Origin of the sequence: Shinella sp., assembly GCF_049651085.1 — a bacterium.
Taxonomy (GTDB): Bacteria; Pseudomonadota; Alphaproteobacteria; order Rhizobiales; family Rhizobiaceae; genus Shinella.
Map to the genome: position 1 here is coordinate 46,587 of NZ_JBASBL010000014.1, position 21,936 is coordinate 68,522.

At 63.4% G+C, this 21,936-nt stretch carries 21 protein-coding genes; 7 read left to right on the plus strand and 14 right to left on the minus strand.

The genetic code is table 11. The annotated features are described in order from the left end of the window. Positions 1–307: 307 nt before the first annotated feature. The 3 genes from WA950_RS08175 to WA950_RS08185 all read left to right on the plus strand — a co-directional run bounded on the left by WA950_RS08175 (position 308) and on the right by WA950_RS08185 (position 3,363). Complete coding sequence (locus tag WA950_RS08175; protein WP_424551208.1) at positions 308–1,351, plus strand: L,D-transpeptidase family protein; 1,044 nt, start codon at positions 308–310, stop codon at positions 1,349–1,351. A 15-nt stretch (positions 1,352–1,366) separates the two neighbouring features. After that, positions 1,367–2,074, plus strand: a complete 708-nt coding sequence (locus tag WA950_RS08180; RefSeq protein WP_424551209.1) for a L,D-transpeptidase — start codon at positions 1,367–1,369, stop codon at positions 2,072–2,074. An 89-nt stretch (positions 2,075–2,163) separates the two neighbouring features. After that, positions 2,164–3,363, plus strand: coding sequence for an amidohydrolase family protein (locus WA950_RS08185; protein WP_424551210.1), 1,200 nt, complete (start codon positions 2,164–2,166; stop codon positions 3,361–3,363). A gap of 63 nt (positions 3,364–3,426) precedes the next feature. On the opposite strand, the gene WA950_RS08190 is transcribed toward WA950_RS08185, so the two are convergent. The 4 genes from WA950_RS08190 to WA950_RS08205 all read right to left on the minus strand — a co-directional run bounded on the left by WA950_RS08190 (position 3,427) and on the right by WA950_RS08205 (position 7,408). Beyond that, positions 3,427–5,988, minus strand: a complete 2,562-nt coding sequence (locus WA950_RS08190; protein ID WP_424551211.1) for a GcvT family protein — start codon at positions 5,986–5,988, stop codon at positions 3,427–3,429. A 179-nt stretch (positions 5,989–6,167) separates the two neighbouring features. Then, on the minus strand, positions 6,168–6,587 hold the full coding sequence (locus tag WA950_RS08195) for a GFA family protein (protein WP_424551212.1): 420 nt from the start codon (positions 6,585–6,587) through the stop codon (positions 6,168–6,170). A 10-nt stretch (positions 6,588–6,597) separates the two neighbouring features. Beyond that, a complete protein-coding gene (locus WA950_RS08200; RefSeq protein WP_424551213.1) occupies positions 6,598–7,056 on the minus strand; it encodes an SRPBCC family protein in 459 nt (152 codons plus the stop codon). Between the two features lie 10 nt (positions 7,057–7,066). Next, positions 7,067–7,408, minus strand: a complete 342-nt coding sequence (locus WA950_RS08205) for an ArsR/SmtB family transcription factor (protein WP_424551214.1) — start codon at positions 7,406–7,408, stop codon at positions 7,067–7,069. A gap of 39 nt (positions 7,409–7,447) precedes the next feature. Here WA950_RS08205 and chrA point away from each other — a divergent pair, with 39 nt between their 5' ends. After that, complete coding sequence (gene chrA / locus WA950_RS08210) at positions 7,448–8,920, plus strand: chromate efflux transporter (protein ID WP_424551215.1); 1,473 nt, start codon at positions 7,448–7,450, stop codon at positions 8,918–8,920. Between the two features lie 3 nt (positions 8,921–8,923). Here chrA and WA950_RS08215 read toward each other — a convergent pair whose 3' ends face one another. Further along, positions 8,924–9,481: a helix-turn-helix domain-containing protein gene (locus WA950_RS08215; RefSeq protein ID WP_424551216.1), complete on the minus strand. Its 558-nt coding sequence runs from the start codon at positions 9,479–9,481 to the stop codon at positions 8,924–8,926. A 76-nt stretch (positions 9,482–9,557) separates the two neighbouring features. On the opposite strand from WA950_RS08215, the gene WA950_RS08220 reads away from it, so the two are divergent. After that, a complete protein-coding gene (locus WA950_RS08220; RefSeq protein WP_424551217.1) occupies positions 9,558–10,694 on the plus strand; it encodes an aminotransferase in 1,137 nt (378 codons plus the stop codon). A gap of 175 nt (positions 10,695–10,869) precedes the next feature. Next, positions 10,870–11,016: a DUF1127 domain-containing protein gene (locus WA950_RS08225; protein WP_424551218.1), complete on the plus strand. Its 147-nt coding sequence runs from the start codon at positions 10,870–10,872 to the stop codon at positions 11,014–11,016. A gap of 435 nt (positions 11,017–11,451) precedes the next feature. Here WA950_RS08225 and WA950_RS08230 read toward each other — a convergent pair whose 3' ends face one another. The 9 genes from WA950_RS08230 to WA950_RS08270 form a co-directional block, all read right to left on the minus strand. Then, positions 11,452–12,159, minus strand: coding sequence for an AAA family ATPase (locus WA950_RS08230; RefSeq protein ID WP_424551219.1), 708 nt, complete (start codon positions 12,157–12,159; stop codon positions 11,452–11,454). 160 nt (positions 12,160–12,319) lie between these two features. Beyond that, a complete protein-coding gene (locus WA950_RS08235) occupies positions 12,320–13,408 on the minus strand; it encodes a protein-glutamate methylesterase/protein-glutamine glutaminase (protein WP_424551220.1) in 1,089 nt (362 codons plus the stop codon). Next, positions 13,408–14,259, minus strand: coding sequence for a CheR family methyltransferase (locus tag WA950_RS08240; protein ID WP_424551221.1), 852 nt, complete (start codon positions 14,257–14,259; stop codon positions 13,408–13,410). Before WA950_RS08240 ends, WA950_RS08235 begins: the two co-directional genes overlap by 1 nt. 15 nt (positions 14,260–14,274) lie before the next feature. Then, positions 14,275–14,769, minus strand: a complete 495-nt coding sequence (locus WA950_RS08245; protein WP_424551222.1) for a chemotaxis protein CheW — start codon at positions 14,767–14,769, stop codon at positions 14,275–14,277. A 127-nt stretch (positions 14,770–14,896) separates the two neighbouring features. Beyond that, positions 14,897–16,588: a methyl-accepting chemotaxis protein gene (locus WA950_RS08250; RefSeq protein WP_424551223.1), complete on the minus strand. Its 1,692-nt coding sequence runs from the start codon at positions 16,586–16,588 to the stop codon at positions 14,897–14,899. Between the two features lie 46 nt (positions 16,589–16,634). Next, the gene (locus WA950_RS08255; protein ID WP_424551224.1) at positions 16,635–17,126 is read right to left on the minus strand and encodes a chemotaxis protein CheW; all 492 of its coding nucleotides are present in this window, start codon (positions 17,124–17,126) and stop codon (positions 16,635–16,637) included. Then, the gene (locus tag WA950_RS08260; RefSeq protein ID WP_424551225.1) at positions 17,123–19,126 is read right to left on the minus strand and encodes a chemotaxis protein CheA; all 2,004 of its coding nucleotides are present in this window, start codon (positions 19,124–19,126) and stop codon (positions 17,123–17,125) included. The genes WA950_RS08255 and WA950_RS08260 overlap by 4 nt, the downstream gene beginning before the upstream one ends. Then, complete coding sequence (locus tag WA950_RS08265; protein WP_424551226.1) at positions 19,123–19,491, minus strand: response regulator; 369 nt, start codon at positions 19,489–19,491, stop codon at positions 19,123–19,125. The genes WA950_RS08260 and WA950_RS08265 overlap by 4 nt, the downstream gene beginning before the upstream one ends. Next, a complete protein-coding gene (locus WA950_RS08270; protein WP_424551227.1) occupies positions 19,491–19,721 on the minus strand; it encodes a hypothetical protein in 231 nt (76 codons plus the stop codon). Before WA950_RS08270 ends, WA950_RS08265 begins: the two co-directional genes overlap by 1 nt. 461 nt (positions 19,722–20,182) lie before the next feature. Between WA950_RS08270 and WA950_RS08275 the strand changes: the two genes are divergently transcribed. Then, positions 20,183–21,910, plus strand: a complete 1,728-nt coding sequence (locus tag WA950_RS08275) for a chemotaxis protein (protein WP_424551228.1) — start codon at positions 20,183–20,185, stop codon at positions 21,908–21,910. Positions 21,911–21,936 lie beyond the last annotated feature (26 nt).

Sequence of the window (21,936 nt, forward strand, 5' to 3'; positions counted from 1 at the left end):
AGTTTTCTTTGCTTCTTCTTCCCCGCGGGCGGTTCGGCGCAGGCTTCTGACGTTTTTTTGTTCGCCGCGTGATCGAAAGCCGAAAGAAAGCCGCAAATCTGGTCTTGAAGCTCAAGCAGCTTGAGCGTTTATGCTCGGGCAACGTGAAATCTCCCCGGATTCGGGGCACCTGACAGGGCATGATGCCGCGCACGGGCCAATGAGGGCCGCAAGATTAACGAAGTTCTAAGCAATCGCTTGGACTCTGAAGCTGAGATGCGCCGTTCCGATGCGGCGCGCCAGGACCCCTAACAACCGAAAACGACCCATGTTTGCGCTTCGCCACCGTCTTTCTCGTGAAACCAGCCGCCTGCGGCTTCCGCTTCTCGCGCGCCTTGCCGCCGCGGCTGTTGCCGGCAGCCTGCTTGCCGGCTGCATGGCCATGGACGTCGCCTCGCTTGCCGAGGCGCCGCAGCTTTCCAGCAAGGTGAAAGCCGAGATGTCGAAGAAGAAGATGCGGCCGGAAAGCCCCGTCCTCGTGCGCATCTTCAAGCAGGAAAGCGAGCTTGAGGTCTGGAAGGTCAATGCGAGCGGCCAGTATGCGCTCTTCAAGTCCTATCCGATGTGCCGCTGGTCCGGAAAGCTCGGCCCCAAGACGAAGAGCGGCGACCGCCAGGCGCCGGAGGGCTTCTACCACGTCTCGGCGAGCATGCTGAACCCGAACTCGGAATACTATGTCTCCTTCAATCTCGGCTATCCGAACCGGCTGGAATCGGCGCTCGGCTATACCGGCGATTCGCTGATGGTGCATGGCGCCTGCTCGTCGTCGGGTTGCTACGCCATGACCGACCAGGGCGTCGGCGAGATCTACGCCATCGTGAAGAAAGCGCTCGACGGCGGACAGCAGCGCTTCCAGGTGCAGGCCTATCCCTTCCGCATGACCACGGAAAACATGGCGCGGCACAAGGATGACCCGAACATGCCGTTCTGGCGCACACTGAAGGAAGGCTATGACGCCTTCGCCTTCACGAAGCGTCAGCCGAAGGTTTCCGTCTGCGGCGGCCGCTACATGTTCAACAAGGAATTCGCCACCGGCGAGCCTAGCGACCCGCTGGCGCAATGCCCCGCGACCGTCGATGGCGCAGAAAACGACCTGATGGCGAAGATCGGTGCGGAACAAAAGAAGCTGGATGCGGCTTTTGCCGGCGCAACGCCGGTTTCCAGTTTCGCCTATTCGGACGGCGGCATGCATCCGAGCTTCCGCTCGCTTTTGAAGCAGCAAGGCGCGAAGGGCATGGCCGCCCGTATTTCGCGCACAAAGTACCCGGTCAGCCGGCCCGAGGCCGCGCTTGCCGATCCCTATGACGATTGATGTGAGGATCCCGTATTGAGTGGTGAAAGCGTAACCCGCCGGTCCTTCCTGCTCGGCAGCGCAGGACTGGCGACCACGGTTCTTGCCGGCTGCACGACCGTGCCGGTCCGCGAAAGGGTCGCCATCGAGCCCGAACCGGTCGATACCAGCATCTACGCCGCCATGTACGGGCCGAAGCCGGAAGAGCAGTTCCCGCTGCCGGCCATTCCCTACCAGAAGATCGATCCGCGCTTCTATCGCCAGATGGTGCCGAACCCGACGGGCGAGCGGCCCGGCGTGATCGTCGTCGATACGGCGAGCCATTTCCTGTACCTCACCTATGAGGACGGACAGGCCATGCGCTACGGCGTCGGCCTTGGCCGCGCCGGCTTCGAATGGGCCGGCCGCGGTGTCATCCAGTACAAGCGTCAGTGGCCGCGCTGGACGCCGCCGGACGAAATGGTCGCCCGCCAGCCGGAACTGGAGCCCTACAGCATCCGCAACGGCGGCATGGAGCCGGGCCTCAAGAACCCCCTCGGCGCCCGCGCGCTCTACATCTTCCAGAACAAGGAAGATACGCTCTACCGCATCCACGGTTCGCCGGAATGGTGGACGATCGGCAAGTCGGTCTCCTCCGGTTGCGTGCGCATGCTGAACCAGGACATCATCGATCTCTTCAACCGCGTACAGAATGGCACGCCCATCGTGGTGCTGGGTTCGGCGACCGTCGCGGCGGCCTATTGACCGCATAGGCTTTCCGCATCTTATTGCGTGCCATTGCGATCCGCTCCCGGAGGGCGGGTCGAACTGCGCGCAAACGGAGGCGTGAGATCATGGCCGTTATCGACACCCTGTTCACCAATGCGAAGCTTGGCGATGGTTCGCTGAAGGATATCGGCGTTACGAACGGCCGTGTCAGCTCCATTGCGCCTGCCGGCACGGGCACGGGCGCATCCCCGCAGGTGGACATCGCCGGCGCGCTGCTGGTGCCGGGCTTTGTCGAGGGACATATCCATCTCGATACCAGCTTCTACGGCGACAAGTGGATCGCGCACAAACCCTGCACCAACGGCTTTGACGTGCACGAGCGCGTCGCCTTCCAGGCCGAGAACATGGCGCGGGCGGCCCCGATGGAGGAGCGCGCCCGCAAGCAGCTCGAACTTTGCGTCGCAAACGGCTCTCTCCAGATGCGCAGCCACGTCATGGTCGACGGCTCGGTGGGGCTGAAATCGCTGGAGACGATCCTGAAAGTCCGGGAAGCCTATCGCGGCATCATCGATATCCAGCTCGTCGCCTTCCCGCAGAACGGCATTCTGAAAAGCCCCGGCACGCCCGAACTTCTCGACGAGGCGATCGGTCTCGGCGCCGATCTTGTCGGCGGGCTCGACCCGGCAAGCTTCGACCGCGACCTGCAAGGCCATCTCGACGTCGTCTTCGGCGTGGCCGAAAAGCGCGGCGTCGGCGTCGATATCCACCTGCACGATTTCGGCTCGCTCGGCGCTTTCACGGTGGAGGAGATCTGCGCCCGCACGGTGGCGCTCGGCATGCAGGGCAGGGTGGCGATCAGCCATGCCTACGGCCTCGGCGATCTCGATGCGGATGCCGCCCGCCGTATCGGCGCGAGGATTGCTGCGGCAGGTATCTCGATCATGACGAATGCGCCCGGCAACCACGCTTTCCCACCGGTGGCCCTTTTGCGGGCAGAGGGCGTCACGGTCTTCAGCGGCAGCGACAATATCCGCGATTCCTGGTGGCCCTATGGTGACGGCGACATGCTCGGCCGCGCCATGATGATCGGCTACCGCTCCGGCTTCTACACCGACGAGGATCTCGCCGCCGCCTTCGACGTGGTGACGGCCGCGGGCGCGAAGGCGCTTGGCCTTGAAGGCTACGGCATTGCCGTTGGTGCGAAGGCGGATTTCGTGACGCTCGACGCCGAGCATGTGCCGGAGGCGGTGGTGGCGGTGCCGAAGCCGCGCCGGGTGTTCAAGGAAGGCCGGCTCGTGGCGGAGAACGGGGTGATGGTGCGCTGATCGGGAAGAAAAAAGCGCGCCGGCAATGCTGGCGCGCCCTATTGCTCGATCTTCGCGGCCCGCTTACGTCCGCGGCTTCAGGTTCTCGGGATCATATAGCGGCTTGTAGCCGATGCCGACCACCTCGACCGGGTAGGTCTCGGCGAAGTACTCGATGTTCAGCTTGCGGCCTTCCTGGCAATAGGCGTGCGGCAGGTAGGCCAGCGCGATGTTCTTGCCGATGGTCGGACCGAAGGCGATGGAGGTGGTGTAGGAGCGGCGGCCTAGTTCATCGACCAGCACTTCACCGGTTGCCGGATCCATGACCGGCAGGTTGCCGAGCGGGTAGCGCTTGACGCCGGTGCTGTCGGTATTCTCCGTCATGACGAGCGTGCAGAGCATGGCGGGCTGGTGGTCGCGCGCCTTGTAATCCAGGTGCTTGGCCTTGCCGCGGAAATCGGCTTCCTTGACCTTCGGGCGGGCAAGGTCGGCCTCGATGAGGTTGTACTGGGTGAGAAGGTCGGCGTTCTGCAGGCGCAGGCTCTTTTCCATGCGGCGCGAGTTGGCATAGGTCTCGACGCCGAAGGCCATGACACCCGTGGCGCGCAGCGCATCCCAGACGGCAAGGCCGTCCTCGTATTTCATGTGCAGTTCCCAGCCCTGCTCGCCGACATAGGAGATGCGGAAGGCGGTGACCGGCTTGCCGGCGATCTCGATCGGCTTGATCGCAGCGAAGGCGAAGTTCTCGATGTCGAGGCCATCAGGGTCCGGAACCACCTTCTTCAGCGTCTCGCGGGCGTTCGGGCCCCAGATGCCGATGGTGATGAACTTTTCCGAGACGTCGGTGATGGTGACGTCGAGGCCGCGGTCCTCGGCAACGCGCTTCATGTAGTGGAAGTCGCGCGGGCCGGCATCGGCGCCGTTCACCAGGCGGCAGCGGTCGGCCATGCGGAAGACGGTGAAGTCGGCGCGCACCATGCCCTCGTCGTCGAGGAAGTGGGTGTAGACACCCTTGCCGATATTGCCGTCGCCGCCGATCTTGGCGGCGCAGAGCCATTCCAGCAGCTCGACATGGTCCGGCCCCTCGATATCCACCATGTGGAAGTGCGAAAGGTTGACGATGCCGCAATCCTCACTCATCGCCAGATGCTCGGCGTTGGAAACGCGCCAGAAGTGGCGGCTGTCCCATTCGTTCTCGCGCATCGGTACGCGGTCGCCGTATTTCTCCAGCAGGTGCTCGTTGGCTGCATAGCCGTGCGCCCGTTCCCAGCCGCCGAGTTCCATGAAGTAGCCGCCGAGTTCCTTCTCGCGCTCATGGAACGGCGAGCGCTTGACGCCGCGCCCGGACGCATAGGGTTCGCGGTTGTGCACGGCCGGGAAGTAGATCTTCTGCGCGGCCTCGAAGGTGCGACCCTCGATGAACTTCTCTTCCAGCTGGTGCGGATAGAAGCGGGCATAGTCGACGCTGTTGTGGTCGATCTCGGTCCGGCCGTCGGTCATCCAGTCGGCGATCAGCTTGCCATAGCCCGGGCCATCCTTGACCCAGATGGCAACGCAGTACCACAGGCCGCGCACCTTCTGGCTCTCGCCGCAGGACGCGCCGCCGCCGGCCGAAACCTGCAGCAGGCCGTTGAAGGAGTGGCCTTCATTGTAACCGAGCTCGCCGAGGATCGGCGTCAGTTCCATGGCCTTTTCCAGCGGCTCGAGGATTTGCTCCATGTCGAGATCGCGCTGCGAGGGCGACAGGCGCGCCTCGTGCTTTTCGAGGATGTCGCGCGGGTGGCAGAGGCGCGGATTGGTCGTCTCGTAGTAGCCCCACTCGATCTGACCGCCCTCGGTGGTCTTCGGGTCGCCCGTGTCGCGCATATAGGCGGAGTTGCCCTGGTCGCGCAGCAGCGGATAGCCGATTTCCTTGCCGGTGCCCTCGAACTCGTTGTAGGGCCCGAAGAAGGTGAGCGGGTGGTCGACCGGCATGACCGGCAGGTCCTCGCCGACCATTTCGGCGATCAGGCGGCCCCAGATGCCGGCGCAGACGACGACATGGTCGGCCATGATGGTGCCGCGATGGGTAACGACGCCCTTGATGCGTCCCTTCTCGACGATCAGTGCGGTGGCCGGCGTGTTGCCGTAGACCTGCAGCTTGCCGGATTTCTCGGCGGCATCGACCAGCTTGCCGGCAACAGTCTGCGAGCGCGGGATGACAAGACCGGCATCGGGATCGAACAGGCCGCCCATGACCTGGTCCTCCTCGATCAGCGGGAACATCTCCTTGATCTCGGATGGGGAGACGTAGTGGGCGCGGGTGCCGAACGCCCTGGCGGAGGAAAGCTTGCGCTTGATCTCTTCCATCCAGGCGTCATCGCCGGTGCGGGCGACTTCGAGGCCGCCGATGCGGGCGTAGTGGCCCATCTTTTCGTAGAAATCGACAGAGTATTGCGTGGTCCAGACCGACAGATAGTCGTGGCTCGTCGTGTAGCAGAAGTCCGAGGCATGCGCCGTCGAACCGATGTCGGTCGGGACGCCCGACTTGTCGATGCCCACGATGTCGTCCCAACCGCGCTCAATGAGATGGTGGGCGATGGACGCGCCCACGATGCCACCCAAACCGATGATGACGACCTTCGCCTTCTGCGGAAACTCTGCCATGCTCATGACCCCGATGAATAGTTGAGGCCGATTTTAGGGCCTCGTTCGGTGCCAGTGCAGCCTGTCTGCGACTCGTCCGCGACCAGTTCCGACAGTCCCCGGAAGCGGTGCGCGGCTCGCTGCCTGCGCCGGCGGCACGACCCTAGCGGATCATCCGTCCGGCGCAACGCTTTTCGGGGTTACAGATGCGCCGTGAAGGGCGGCCGGTTTTCATGGTCGTCCGCCATGCCGTTCTCGTAGATCATCGGCGCGGCGCTGAGTTCTTCTTCGCTGACATCGTCCAGCGTGCCGGCATGGATGCAATAGAAATGCCCCATGAACTCCTCGAGATAGCCGCGCGAGAAGGGGCGGATACCGCAGTTCCTGCAGAAGAAGTGGTCGACATCGCCCTCCGGCCAGCTCGAATCCTCGGCGCGGTAGGTGAGAAGATGATCCTCGCCGGAGAGAAGCTTGAAATCCTCCCGTTTCGTGAAGGTCTTCAGCATGCGCGCGCGCCGGCAGAAGGAGCAGTTGCAGCGGCGCAGGCCCTCATCAAGGTCGAGCACGCATTCGTAGCGGACGGCGCGGCAATGGCAACTGCCGTGGAACGTTCTTTTCATCGCTTTCTCCTCACACGTGGTTTTGCAGGATGTAGGCAGTGAGCCGGTCGAGGCATTCGCCCCAGCCGTCGAGATGGCTGTCGCGGGACTCGATCGTCTCGAACGGCGTCTGCGCGAAGGTCAGGCGGGTTTTCTCGCCATTGGGCTCGAAGGTTACGGTCACCAGCGTGTCCGGCTCGTCTTCCCCGGTCCAGCGGAAGGTGAAGGCGAGGCGGCGGTTCTGGTCAATCTCGCGGTAGACGCCGCCCATCGGGTACTCAGCGCCCTCCGGCGAGCGGATAATGGCGGACCAGTCGCCGCCGGGGCGGAAATCCATGCGGATCGAGTGCGGCGTGAAATCCTTCGGCCCCAGCCAGCGGGCCAGGTGTTCCGGCGTCGTCCAGACCCTGAAGACGAGCGCGACGGGCGCGTCGATCAGGCGTTCGATGACAAGGCCGATGGGTTCGCTCGTCCGGATGGTCTGCTGCATGGGGTCCTCCTCAGTTCTTCTTGTCCGGGTCGCCGGCCTGCAATTCCCGCAGATAGCCGTCGAGCCGGTCGAAGCTTGCCTCCCAGAAGCGGCGGTAACCGGAGATCCAGTCGTTCGCTCCCTCCAGCGGTCCGGCCTCCAGATGGCAGGGGCGCCACTGCGCGGTGCGGCTGCGGGTGATGAGCCCGGCCGCCTCCAGCACCTTCAGATGCTTCGAGACCGCCGGCAGGCTCATGTCGAAAGGTGCGGCAATCTCGTTCACTGTCGCATCCCCTTCAGAAAGACGTGCGAGGATGGCGCGGCGAGTCGGGTCCGCGAGGGCGGCGAAGGTCAGGCTCAACGGGTCGCTCACGAATTTATCCGTCCGGTTAATTAACTTATAGGTTTAATAATGCTGTCGAACCCTTCCGTCAAGCCCGCCCCCGCCTTGGCAGGCGAGGGGGCCGCCGCGATCGATCGCGGTGAAGAAAAGGGGGACGTGACGGGCGGCACTGCCGCAGAGCCTTGCGGCCATGGCGTGCCCTTCGGCGAGGCGCTGCGCGTCTGGGCACGGGTGGCGGCGCTCAGCTTCGGCGGTCCGGCCGGGCAGATCGCCGTCATGCACCGCATTGTCGTTGACGAGAAACGCTGGATCGGCGAGAGCCGCTTCCTGCACGCGCTGAACTATTGCATGTTGCTGCCGGGGCCGGAGGCGCAGCAGCTCGCCGTCTATATCGGCTGGCTGATGCACAGGACACTCGGCGGCCTTGTCGCCGGCCTGCTCTTCATCCTGCCGGGTTTTATCGCCATCCTCGCGCTGAGCTATGTCTATGTCATCTTCGGCGATGCCAGCCTTGTCGAGGGCCTGTTCTTCGGTCTCAAGGCGGCGGTGCTCGCCGTTGTCGTGCAGGCGGTGTTCCGCATCGGCAGCCGGGCGCTGGTCAATCCGGCGATGGTGGCCATCGCCGGTGCCGCCTTCCTTGCCATCTTCGCCTTCAAGGTGCCGTTTCCGCTGATCATTCTTCTGGCGGCTGTTGTCGGTTATCTAGGCTCGAAAGCCGGAAATCGTTTCTTCCGCACGGCGGGCGGCCATGCGGCGGCGAGCGGTGCGGTGTTGAAGGACCGGGATTCGCTGCTCGGTGAGGCGACGCCCGCCCATGCGCGGCCGAGCCTTGGCTGGTCGCTGAAAATCTCGGCGGTGCTGCTCTGTCTCTGGCTCGGCCCTGTCGTGCTGATCTGGTTCTTCGCGGGCGGCAACAGCGTCTTCACGCAGATCGGAGCCTTCTTCAGCAAGATGGCGGTCGTCACCTTCGGCGGGGCCTATGCGGCGCTCGCCTATGTGGCGCAGGAGGCCGTGCAGCACTATGGCTGGCTGAAGCCCGGCGAAATGCTCGACGGGCTCGGCATGGCTGAAACGACACCGGGGCCGCTGATCATGGTGCTGCAATTCGTCGGTTTCCTCGGCGCATGGCGCGATCCGGGCGGGCTCGACCCGATGGTGGCGGCGACGCTGGCCGCCATCCTCACCACCTGGGTCACCTTCGTGCCCTGCTTTCTCTGGATCTTCCTCGGCGCTCCCTTCATCGAGAAGCTGCGCGGCCATGCGGCGCTGTCGGGCGCGATGTCGGCCATCACGGCCGCCGTCGTCGGCGTCATCCTCAACCTTGCCGTCTGGTTTGCCGTGCACACGCTGTTTGCCGAAGTGAGGTTGTTTGCCGCCGGGCCGCTGCGCATCGAGCTGCCGGTGGCGGCGACACTCGTCCTTCCCGCCGCACTGCTTGCCGCCGCTGCCGCCTTCGCGCTCTTCCGCCTCAAGGCGTCCGTGCTGCTGACGCTCGGCCTTGCGGCGCTTGCCGGCATCCTCTGGACGCTGGCAAGCGGCTGAGGATCAGGAAATCACGTTGCGCACGAAGCGGACGGGAACCTCGCCGGGATTGGCATAGGCATAGGTCTGGTCGGTGCGATAGACCGTAAAACTTCCCGCCGTATGGTCCCTTACCGCGCCGGAAACCTCGAGCCGCAACGTGCCCTGGGTCACGAAGAGCATTTCGTGCCAGCCGGCCGGGTCCGGCTCCGCATCGTAGCGCTCGCCGGGGCCGAGCGACCAGAGCCACATCTGCGCCTCCGTCGTTGCCGGGGCGGAGCCGAGCAGCACGGCGTTGCTTTGCGGGCTGGCCCCGCGCCAGGTGACCTCGTTGATTTCGGCGGAGGGCGCGCGCGTCGGGTCGCGCACGAGATCGACGAAGCCGACGCCCATGGCGGCCGCCAGCTTGTCGAGGCTGGACAGGCTGATATTCGCATCGCCCCCTTCCAGCGCCACGATCATGCGCCGGCTGATGCCGGAGGCTTCGGCCAGCGCCGCCTGGCTGAGGCCCGCCGCCTGGCGAAAGCGGCGCAGGTTGCCGGAGACATGGGCGAGCACGTCGCCGCGTTCTTGACTGTGCAATATATTGCTCATACCGTTCCACCATCGAGGGGGCGGCCCCGCCGCATGCCGTCTTCTAACCCGAAAGGACCCCGCCATGAAGATACGCGATTTCGGCGTCGAGATCTGGATGAACCGCTACGAGAACGACTGCGAGCTGAATCTCGCGGAGACCTGCGTGGAATCGCTGACGGTCGAGGAGCTGCTGGACATGGCCGGCAAGCGGGATGACATCCTTGCCGAACTCCTGCCGATGAAGCTGACCTATGGCGCGATCGAGGGCAGCGAGCGGCTGCGCGGCCTGATTGCCGGCATGTATGAAAAGCAGGCGATCGAGAATGTCGTCGTCACCCATGGCGCGATCGGCGCCAATGCGCTGGTGCACGAGACGCTGGTGGAGCCCGGCGACCGCGTCATCTCCGTCCTGCCGACCTACCAGCAGCACTATTCCATCCCGGAAAGCTTTGGCGCGGACGTGAACATCCTGACGCTGACAGCGCAGCACGGCTTCCTGCCGGATCTGGCGGAGTTGCGCACGCTTGCGACACCCGGAACGAAGCTCATCTGCCTCAACAACCCCAACAACCCGACCGGCTCGCTGATGGACCGGGATTTCCTGCGTCAGGTCGTCGAGATTGCCCGCGGCTGCGGCGCGTGGATCCTCTGCGACGAGGTCTATCGCGGCACTGATCAGGACGGCGACGGCATGACCGCCTCCATCGCCGATCTCTACGAAAAGGGCATCAGCACCGGCAGCATGTCCAAGACCTATTCCCTTGCGGGGCTTCGCCTCGGCTGGATCGTCGGACCGAAGGACTTCTTGCGCGCGGTCTCCATCCACCGGGACTACAACACGATCAGCGTCGGCATGCTGGACGACCATTTCGCCGCCATCGCGCTGGAAAACCGCGACCGGATTCTGGCGCGCAGCCACGCCATCACCCGGCGCAACCTCGCGGTCCTTGCCGAATGGGTGGCCGGCGAGCCGCTGATCTCCTGGGTGAAGCCGAAATCGGGCACGACGGCGTTGCTGAAATACGAACTGCCGCTCACCTCGCAAGCCTTCTGCGTGCGGCTGCTGGAACGCACGGGCGTCATGCTGACGCCCGGCAGCGCCATGGACATGGAGGGGTATCTGCGCATCGGCTATGCGAACGGCGAGGCGATCCTGCGCGAGGGGCTGAAGCGTCTCTCCGTTTTCCTGAAGGAGGAAAGCGCCGCCCGCGCGGCGTGATGGAAAGGGCCGGGGCGTCCGCCCGGCAGGCGTTGTAGACCTATGCAGCGATCGCATGGGTGACGTGCTTGCTTTGCGCTATTCTGCATTGCAGCATTCAGCTATAAAGCGGCCATCGAAAGACGCGGCGCCACGGACCGGTGCCGAACAGAGAGCCTCACGAAAGGGGATCATCATGAACATGGCACGTTCCTTCAGCAATTGGCGCAAGTACCGTCAGACCGTCAACGAACTCGACCGCATGACCACGCGCGAACTGCGCGATCTCGGTATCGAGCGTTCGGAAATCAAGACGGTTGCCCGCGCTGCAGTCGGCTTCTGATCGACACACCGCAAGTCGGTAGAATTTGAAGACGCCCGCCCTTCGGCGGGCGTTTTTGCATGTGCGAAGTAGAACATGCTTCCTGATGGAAACGGCAGGGTTGAGATATGTGACAAGCGCATAGCGCATAGCTGCATTGCAAAACGATGCCTATGAAATAACCAGGAATCGTATATAGTCATATTTATCGAAGCAACGTACCTCCTCCCACGAAGCTTCGATGTTTGCAGAAGGCCCACTCCTCCTCCCAGGGCCGACTGCTGGAATGACGACACTCCTCCTCCCAGTCGTCATTCGGTTCTATCGGAAAGCCTGCCGCACCTCCTCCCGCGGCAGGCTTTTCCATTTCTGGACCTCTCTTTTCCATTGAGAAGCCGAGCCTCGGCAGCCCTTCCTCCGCGTGACGGAAGAGAAGTGGGCGGCAACCTCAAGCCTTCAGGCGACGTTCCGGAGGCTCGGCGCGCCGGCGTAACGGGTGGCCGGAATTTGCTTCAGCACTTCGAGCGCCAGCGCGCGCGCATTTTCCTGCGCCTTGTCGAGATTGCTGACGCGCCTTGCATCCATCGAATAGAGCGTGCCGCCGCAGCCGAACATGTCGCGGAACGCGGCGCGTTCGGTGATCGGCGTTTCCAGCAGGTGCACGCGGCGGGCGGCAAGCAGGTCCTTCACCGCATGCATCGCACGCGTCGTTACCATGGAGTTGACGCGGGTGAGCACGACGGAATGGCGGATGCGGATATCCGCCTTGTCCTCGAGATATTGAAGCAGTTCGATGACATTTGCGCCGCCTTGCGCGTCCATGGCCGAGCCCTGGACGGGGATAAGCACGTAGTCGGCATAGCCGACGGCCTTTGCGAGCAGGGAACTGCGCGAGCCCGGCAGGTCGATCAGCACGAAATCGGCGCGCGCCCTCTCCTCGGTGACCTGCCGGTCGATCGTGCTCATGGTGACATAGGGCACGACGGTCAGGCGGTTGCCCATGACCCCTTGAGAATTTTCGTGCCAGCGGGTGATCCAGTGCTGGGGGTCGGCATCGAGCACCGAGACGCGGAAGCCGAGGCGGGCAAGTTCCGTCGCAAGCAGCAGCACGGCGGTGGTCTTGCCGGCCCCGCCCTTGGTGTTGGCGAAGGTGATGACGGGCATGGGGTTCCCCGAACGGTTCGTGAGCCGGTCATCGCTCGCCAGACACCTTGCATGGTGCTTCTCCATTCTCGCCAATCATGGTTAGCGATAGGTAAAAACGTGAGAAAATTCCGGCGAAATTTTTGCTTATAATTACATAAAAACAAAATGATAGGAGGTTTCAGCGGCGACGGTCGGCGGCGAGGATCTCGCGGGCGATCTGGTCGAGCGGCAGGATCCTGTCGACGCCGCCATGGGCGATCGCCTCTTTCGGCATGCCGAAGACGATGGAGGTCGCTTCGTCCTGCGCGACGGTATAGGCGCCAGCCTGATGCATCTCGTTCATTCCGCGCGCGCCATCGTCGCCCATGCCGGTCAGGATGACGCCCATTGCGTTTCCGCCCGCCGCACGGGCGGCGGAACGGAAGAGCACATCGACGGACGGCCGGTGCCGCGAGACGAGGGGGCCCTGGCGCACCGTGACATGATAGCGCGCACCCTGTCGCTCCAGCATCATATGCTTGTCGCCGGGCGCGATCAGCACATGACCGCGCAGCACCGGATCGCCCTGCACGGCCTCCTTGACTTCCATTTCGCAAAGGGTGTTCAGCCGCTGCGCGAAGGCGGCGGTGAATTTATCCGGCATATGCTGGACGATGACGATGCCGGGAGAATTGGCCGGCAACTGTTCGAGCAGCACGCGCAGCGCCTCGGTCCCGCCGGTCGAAGCCCCGATACACACGACCATTTCCGTGGTCTTGGCCATGGCGCGGCCGTCGGGCGGCGGCAGTACGGCGTCGGCGGTGAGCTTTGCCGTCGGCATGCCTGGTGCGATCTCGCGCCGGTTTCTGCCGAGCCGGGCGACGGCGGCGCCCTTCACCGCCTCGCGGATACGGGTGCCGGATTCGGCCAGATGGTCAGCCGCGCCGATCTTCGGCTTCAGGATGACATCGACCGCACCGGCCTCCAGCGCCTGCATCAGCGTTTGCGAGCCTTCCTCGGTCAGCGAAGAGCACATGACGACGGGGATAGGCCGCTGCGCCATTATCTTGCGCAGGAAGGTGATGCCGTCCATGCGCGGCATTTCCACATCCAGCGTGATGACATCCGGCAACTCCTCCTGGATTTTCTTCGCCGCCATGAAAGGGTCTGACGCGGCCCCCATCACCTCGATATCCGGGTCCTGCTCCAGCACATGGGTCAGCGCCTGACGTACGCTCGCCGAATCGTCGATGATGAGAACGCGGATTTTCCTGGTCGGTAGGGGCATCAGATCTTCTTGAAAATCGTGTTGGCGACCTGGTGCACCGGCAGGCTGACGCCGGCGACCGTTTCGGAATGGCCAATATAGAGAAAGCCTCCGGGCACGAGGCAATCGCACAGCTGCGACAGCACTTTCGCCTGCGTCTGCTTGTCGAAATAGATCAGCACGTTGCGGCAGAAGATCATGTGCATCGGCTCGCCCACCTTGTAGGGGCTGTCCATGAGGTTCATGCGGGCAAAGCCGACGGTCGAGCGCAGGTGCGGATGGATGCGCACGTCGCCGTGCGAGGGATCGCGCGCGGTCATGACGTAACGGCGCTGCATCTCCGCCGGCACGGGCTGGACCATCTCGCGCGGGTAGATACCGCGATGTGCGGCCTGCAGCACGGTGGTCGAAAGGTCGGTTGCGAGAATGCGATAGTCTATGCCGTGCGTGGTTTCGACAAAATCCTGCAATAGCATTGCCAGCGTGTAGGGCTCGGCACCTGTCGAACAGGCTGAACTCCACACGCGCAGGCGTCTATGTCCGGCGGCGACCATCTCCGGCAGCGCGGTACGCACCATATAGTCGAAATGCTTCGGCTCCCGGAAGAAGTCCGTCTTGTTCGTCGTCACGGCATCGATAAGGAAGATCGCTTCCTTGTCCATTCCGCCACGCTTGAAGAGATAGTCGCAATAGTCGTTCAGATTCGAGACGCCAGTCGCCCGAAGCCGCCGCCGCAGGCGGCCCTCCAGCATCGTCTGTTTCGAGATCGGCATCTTGATGCCGCTGTAATCGTAGATATAGCGCGACAGTGCATCGAAATTCCGGCTGCTCAAGCCTTCGTCTGCTGTCTGCGCCCTCAATGCTGCTCCCACGCCGCTCTCCTGAAATTATGCGGTGGCGGCGAGGCGATTGGCCGTGCCCATCATCGCCACTTCCGTGCTTGAGAAGAGGCGCGCAAGATCGACGATCACGACGAAGCCGCCGTTCCGCCGAACGACGCCGGCAATGTAGTCGGACGGCCAGCGCACGCCGATGTCCGGCGCTCCCTCGATCTCATCGTCGCGAAAGGGGATGACCTCGTAGACGCGGTCCGCGACAAGGCCAAGGGTGATGGCCTTTTCTCCGATCGGAACATCGAGAACCAGGGCGCGCGTGTGCGGCGTCCTTTCGGTCTTCGTCATGCCGAGACGAAGGCGCAGGTCGATGACCGGAACGCCCTGGCCGCGCACGTCGCGAAGCCCGAGCAGGTATTCCGGTCCGTGGGGGATCTTGAAAGCCTCCTCATGGTCAAGGATTTCCCGGACCACGGAGACGGGGACCGCGAAGACCTCGTTTTCAAGAGAGAAGGTGACATATTGGGATTCGGAAGAGGTGCCGGTCATGATCAAGCGCTTTCCCTGAAGTCTGCGTCGTCGGCGCCCGCGCCGCCCTTCAGCTTCTGGAGGGCAAGGCAGCGGATCGATTTTTCGGCGCACCCTGCTGCGGGTGCGCCATCCTCGTTGCCGCAAGTCAGGCCGTCTGGCGGAAGTTCGCGTCGTCGGCATCGGGCGCGCCCATCGACAGGTCGAGGGCAAAGCCGTTGCCTTGGGTGGCCTTGGCTGCAGGAGCCGGACGATAGGCCGGTGACGCGGGACGCTTGGCGGCGGGGGCGGCCATCTTCGCTGCGGTTGCGCGCAGCTTCTCGGCGTGGCCTGCGTCCTTGCGGGAGGCGTTGTCGACGCGGAAGAAGGCGATGGATGCCTGCAGCTCTTCGGCCTGCGTGGCCAGCTCTTCGGAGGTCGCCGACATTTCTTCCGAGGCGCCGGCATTCTGCTGGGTCACCTTGTCGAGCTGCTGGATCGCCTCGTTGATCTGCGAGGCGCCGATATCCTGCTCGCGGCAGGCGGCGGAGATTTCCGAGACGAGTTCCGCGGTCTTGCGGATGTCCGGCACCAGCCGGTTCAGCATGTCGCCGGCTTCGGTGGCGACGGAAACCGTCTGGCCGGAGAGCGTGCTGATTTCGGCAGCGGCCGCCTGGCTGCGCTCGGCGAGCTTGCGCACTTCCGAAGCAACGACCGCAAAGCCCTTGCCATGTTCGCCGGCGCGCGCCGCTTCCACGGCCGCATTGAGGGCGAGCAGGTCGGTCTGGCGGGCGATTTCCTGCACGATGGAGATCTTCTCCGCGATGGTGCGCATGGCGCCGACCGCGCGGCCCACCGCTTCGCCCGAAGCTTCAGCGTCCTTGGACGACTGGCGGGCGATCTTTTCCGTCTGCGCGGCGTTGTCGGCGTTCTGCTTGATGTTCGAGGCCATCTCTTCCATCGAGGCGGAGGCCTCTTCGGCAGACGATGCCTGTTCCGTCGCGCCCTGGGAGAGGGTCTCGGAGCTTGCGGAAAGCTCCTGGCTGCCGGAGGAAACGTTGTCGGAGGCCGAGAGTGCGTCGGCAACGACGCCGCGCAGGCGCTCGATCATCGTGTTGACATGGCCGAGCAGGTCGCCGATCTCGTCGCGATTGGTGATTTCGGCCATCTTGGTCAGATCGCCTTCCGCCACATCGCGGACAGCGCCGATGGCGCGATTGAGGCCGCGGCTGATGGTCAGCGATATCCAGATGGCCGCGATGACAGCCACGAAGAAGGCCGCGGCAGCGACGGCGATCATGATCATGCGGGTCGAGACATATTGTTCTTCGGAGGAGACGCCTGCCTCCGTCAACCGGCTGCGCTCCAGCGCGATGATCTCTGCGAGCAGCTTGTCGATGTCGGCAACGGTGGCGCGGTTTTCGGTGACCGAGATTTGCAGCGCCCCGGCGATGTTGCCCATCTTGGCCAATGCGCGGATGCGGTCTTCCTCCTTGTTGTACTCGGCGTCGAGCACGCGCACCTGGTTCCAGATCGCCTTGCCCTGTTCCGTCGCCTTGGCTTCGGCGGCGGAAAGGGCGTCGTTGAAGGCGATGCGATGGGCGTCACTCTTGTCGAGCGCGTCCTTGCTTTCTTCAGGGGTGGCGGCGAGCAGCAGGTTCTTCTGCTGGCGGATTTGCTGGAGTTGCTCGCTATAAATTGTCATCGCCAATTGCAGGCGTTCGGACGGGCCGGTGAGGATGGTGCTGAGCGTGTTGTTCAGCGTGCCCAGGCTCAGGATGCCGTAGGTGGCCGTGCCGCACAGCATGAGGATGAGGAAGCCATAGGCCAGAACCAGTTTCGATTTGATTGTCATGCGCATTTCGGTGTCCCCTCAGGAATTGGTGAGAAACGCTTCTGTGACTGTCTCAGTGCTCGTGCCGGAACGTGAAAATCGCGTGCATGTTGGGCACGATGATAAAGTCGCTGTCGCGCTTGACGAGGCAGTCGATATAGTCCGCACGCCAGCGCATTCCGACGCTGGGCGGCGGCTCGCTGGCTGCCTTGGCCAAGGTCGTCACTTCGTTGACCTTGTCGGTCCTCACGCCGATCAGTACGGGCTCGCCGTCCAGTTCGAGTTCAATGACGATAATGCGACTGTCATTGGTGACCGTGGTTGCTTCCATGCCGAATGCGATACGGATGTCGGCGAGCGGAATGACGCGTCCGCGGAAATTCAGGATGCTGGCGACGAAGGGACGAGCCCCCGGCACCGGCGTTTCAGGCAGAAGATCGAGGATTTCCCGGACCATCACCGCTTCGATGGCGAAGGTCTCTCCGGCGATGTCGAAGGTCAGGACCTCCAGTTCGTCGTTTTCGTTCCAGTTGCTGACGTCGATCTTTTTCAGGGTCTGGTTCATCCTGCAGCGCGCATTTGCGCCTCCTGCTGTTGTCCGGCGCTGACCAGATGGGCCACGTCGAGGATCAGCGCGACACTGCCATCGCCGAGGATGGTCGCACCCGAGAAGGTCGCAATATCATGGTGCAGCTTGGACATAGCCTTGATGACCGTCTGGTGATCGCCGATGATCTGGTCGACGACCAGGCCGACGCGCTCGGTGCCGGTCGAGATGACGACGATCTTCTGGTAGGGATCGGGCTGGGTGCCGGTGCGAAACTGGTCGCGCAGGCGCAGGAACGGTACGAGACTGTCGCGCACCGAGATGAAGCTGCGGCCGCGTGAGCGAAGGTCGTCTTCCAGCGACAGTTCGAGGCATTCCTCGACCGCCGAGAGCGGGATGACGTAGCAGCCCTGGCCGACGCGCACGAGCAGCCCCTCGATGATGGCAAGCGTCAGCGGGATGCGCAGCGATACCTGGGAGCCGTCGCCCGGCTTGCTGGCAATATCGATCGACCCGCGTAGCGTCTCCACCGTCTTCTTCACAACATCCATGCCGACGCCGCGGCCGGAGAGGTTCGTGACCGTCTGGGCCGTCGAGAAACCCGGCTGGAAGATAAGCTGGAGCAGGTCCTGGTCCGAAAGCGTCGCCCCCGGCTGGATGAGACCCGAGGTTTCGGCCTTGGCGCGCACCCGCTCGCGGTCGATGCCACGACCGTCGTCCTTGATGGTAATAATGACCTCGCCGCCGGTCTGGTGCGCCGAGAGGATGACCTTGCCCTTGGGCTGCTTGCCGGCGGCAACGCGCTCTTCGGGATTTTCCAGGCCATGATCGATGGAATTGCGCACGAGATGGACGAGCGGATCGGCGAGCCGGTCGATGACGGTCTTGTCGACCTCCGTGCTTTCGCCTTCGGTGATGAGTTCGATTTCCTTGCCGGTCTCGCGCGAAAGGTCGTGGACGAGGCGCCGGAAGCGGCTGAACAGGCTGGCGACCGGCATCATTCGCAGCACCATCATCGTGTCGCGCAGCTCACCGGAAAGCCGTTCTATTTCCTCCGAAACGGAGCGCAGGCCGAGATCTTCTCCCGCACCCGCAAGCTGCGTGAGGCGCGACTGGGCGATGACGAGTTCGCCGACGCGGTCCATCATCTCGTCGAGCCGTTCGGCGGGTACGCGGACGTTTTCAGCCGACTTCGCCTGCTTCGAATCGTTCGCGGCCTGTACGGCTGTGGCCTCCCGCTCGGTGACGACCACGGCCTTCGCCATCGCCATGTCGGCGGCGCCCTCCGGCACGGCCGGGCCTCCGGTCGCGATTTCGGTGATCTCCAGCTCCATTTCGTCCATGACGAAGATGAAGACATCCTCGATGTCGCTGCGCGGCTTTTCGGTCTTGAGGGTCACGTCCCAGGCAAGGTGGATGTCGCGCGGGTCGAGCGTCGCAAGGTCGGGAATTCTCGTGGTGTCTGCAATGATTCTGCACTCGCCGAGCCCGCGCATCTCATCGAGCAGGCCGAGCGGATTGGTGCCGTTCGCCATGGCATTGGCCGGCAGGCTGAAGTGGATGCGCCATTCGCGCATGCCGCCGGTCCCTTGCGTGGAAGATGCTGCCGGCGCGGCACTCTTTGCGGCCGGAGCCGGGGAGCCCGTGCCATTGACGGCGCGATGGAGGTTGTCGAGCAGGGCGGCGCTCATCGCATCGTGGTCGCCATTCGGCGTTTCGAGCAGGGCGCGCATATGGTCCTGCGCGGAAAGCACCGCGGAGACAAGCTCGTGGGTCGCCGGCACATCGCCCTTGCGCACCCGGTCGAAGGCGGTCTCGCAATGGTGAGTGAAGGCCGCCAGCGCGTCGAAGCCGAACATCGAGCCAGAGCCCTTCAACGTATGCAGCCCGCGGAAGACCGCGTCGATCTGGTTGCGATCGTCGAGGCTGCGCGTCAGGTCCAGAAGGCCGGACTCGATCTGTTCCAACACTTCGGCCGCTTCCGTCCGGAAGACTGTGATCGGGTCCGGGTTCGTCATTTGCCGAGGACCTTTCTGGCGATCTTGACGAGGCTTTCGGGATCGAACGGCTTGGTGAGCCAGCCGGTGGCGCCAGCGGCTTTCGCCTGGGCTTTCAGCTCGCCGTCGGATTCCGTGGTGAGGAAGATGACCGGCACGCCCGTATGTGCGGGCAGCTTGCGCAGTTCGCGGATCATGGCCAGGCCATCCATGTTCGGCATGTTGAGGTCGGTGATGACGAGGTCGTATTCGCCTGCCTGCAGCTTGCCGAGACCGTCGAGACCATCGACCGCCTCGGTCACCGCGTAGCCGGCATTGTTGAGGGTGACGCGCGTCGTCAGCCGGATGCTGGCTGAATCGTCGACGGTCAGGATTTTCGCGGTCATCAACTCTTCTCCTGATGTAGCCAGAATTGTGCGTCGTCGGGTGTCATCTCGTCGAGAAAGCCGCCGCGCTTCAGCACGTCGTAAAGGTCTCCCCCGGCAGGCCGGGCAAGAAGAACGCGGCCAGCCCTGGCCTCCGCCCGTATGCGAGCGGCGACGATGAGCTGGACAAAGCTGAGATCGACCTGTGCGTCTTCGGCGATATCGAGTATCGTATTCGAATTACTGTCCATGTGGTCAAGAATTGCTTCGAGAGATGCCAGTACATTCTTGATTGTTAGTGAATTCGGTAAGGTTAATTTTGTGTCATCAGGCAAAATAGCTGACATGGTTACCCCGATAGTCGTTCTTCCAGGGAGTATTTCCTGTCAGAGAATTCCAAGATAGCCTTAACAAAATGTAAACGGCGGTTGATATTTTCACCTAATGGTAGTTGCTCGCGCGTTGATACACGTCTTCACCTTACGGAAGGGAATTTGCTTAAAGTTTTGTTTTAAAACAGATAATATTAAAATTAGGAAAAAGTGATATTATTTATTGGTCCTTAATTCTAGGGAGGGCTGCACTCACGGGTGGTGCGGCGGAAAACGACCCCGAAATGGCAGGCTCAACCAAATGCACAGGCGGGAATTTACTGCATGTTACATAGTTTGCCCTAGCGTCGGCCCACGGTTTCTTGAGAGTGGGGTATGGCGTGTCAGGAACAGCGAGCGCAGTGCGCATAGAGCAGTGGCAGACGACGGAGACGGAGCTTGTCTCGCGTCTTGAGGGAGCCCGCTCGCGTATCGAGCAACGGTTCCTCGATGGCGGCGTGGTGCTGCTCTCGGTGCTGGACCTGCTCAATCGACTGGTTGAATCGCTGGAAAAGCTATCCGGTTCGCTCGATGATGAAGCTGCAGATGCGACGATCGGCCGGCTGCTCGCGACCGTCGATCAGCTCACGGCGCTACCTGGCATCGAGGAGGACCGACAGCAGGGCCTTGCCGATGTCGCGGTGACGGAGAAATCGCTCGGCAGCTATATTGCCGACATGCAGGAGACCCTGCGCTACCTCAGGACCTTCGCGACGACCGCCAAGATCACCGGTGCCGCCATTCCGGATTTTTCGGGCTTTGCGGAAGAAATCCTCGAACGCATCCAGTTCGGCTCGAGCGAGGTCAGTGCGCTCGGCGCCAAGATCGGCACACTCGGCAGCGTAATCGACGCCGCTTCGAGCGGGGGCGGGGAGGCGCTGGAGCGCTTCCGGCGCAGCGTTCCCGACATTGCCGGCAACCTTTCGCGCAATGCGGCGGACCTTGCCGCCCAGCGCCGGCACCTGTCGCAGCTTGCCGGCAAGGTCGGCGCTTCCGCCCGTCAGGTGCAGACCAAGGTGGCGACGACCCTGTCCTCCATGCAGATCGGCGACATCACGCGTCAGCGCATCGAGCATTGCCAGTCGGCTCTCCGGTTCCTTGACGAACACCTTGCTAGCGGATCGCTGGGCGGCGAGGCCGCCGATCGGTTGACGGCTATTGTCGGCCATCTGGTGCGCGACCAGCTCGTCGAGATCGCCAGCGATTTCGAGCGCGAATGCCGGACGGTGGTGGGCACGATCCGCAGCTTCGGCGCTGATATCAACGGGTTGATGGCGCTTTACGGCGACATGGATGCCGCCGACGGCCGTTCGGCCGACAGGGCCATGCGCACGCTGGAGGCCGATATCGTCGCGGCGCGGGCCGTGGTGCGCGACATCGAGCAGGCGGCCGGCAAGGCCAATGCGCTTGGGTCGAGCACCATCGAGACCGTGCAGGAATTGCTGAAGGGCGTGAAGACCATCCAGCTCGTGCGCACCGACATCCACTATATGGCGCTCAACACCAACCTGCGCTGCGGCAAGCTCGGCGAGGAAGGGCGGGCGATCAACGTGGTGACGGGGGAACTCCGAATTTTCTCCGCCCGGCTCGACGAGACGGCCGAGCACATCCTCGTCGCCCTCCAGTCGCTGGAAGGCGATGCCGGCAAGCTCGCGGCGGCCGGCGCCACGGCCGGCGGTTCGCTGGACGCGCATCTGCAGGAAGTTCTCGACCATATCCGCCGCGCGGGGGATGGCATGGAGGAGGACATGACGGCGTTGCGCGCCTGCGGCGCGGACATTTCCGCAAAGGCCGGCAAGACGATCGCCGACCTCGATTTCAACGCCGAGCTGGGTGACGTGCTTGCCGATTGTGCGGCCCGTGCCGGCGAGTTTCTCGGGCAGGACCTGCCGGACACGGCCGGCCTTGAAGAGGCGCTGGCCGATCTCGGCGGCCGGATCGCCCGGACCTATACGATGGTCTCGGAGCGCGAGGTGCACGCCCGCATCTTCGGCACGACGCTCGACACGCCGGCAGCGCCTGCCGCCGCCCGGAGCGACGAAGATCTCTTTGACGACGCGCTGTTCTGACCAGCCCGATCCTGCATTGACGGTTT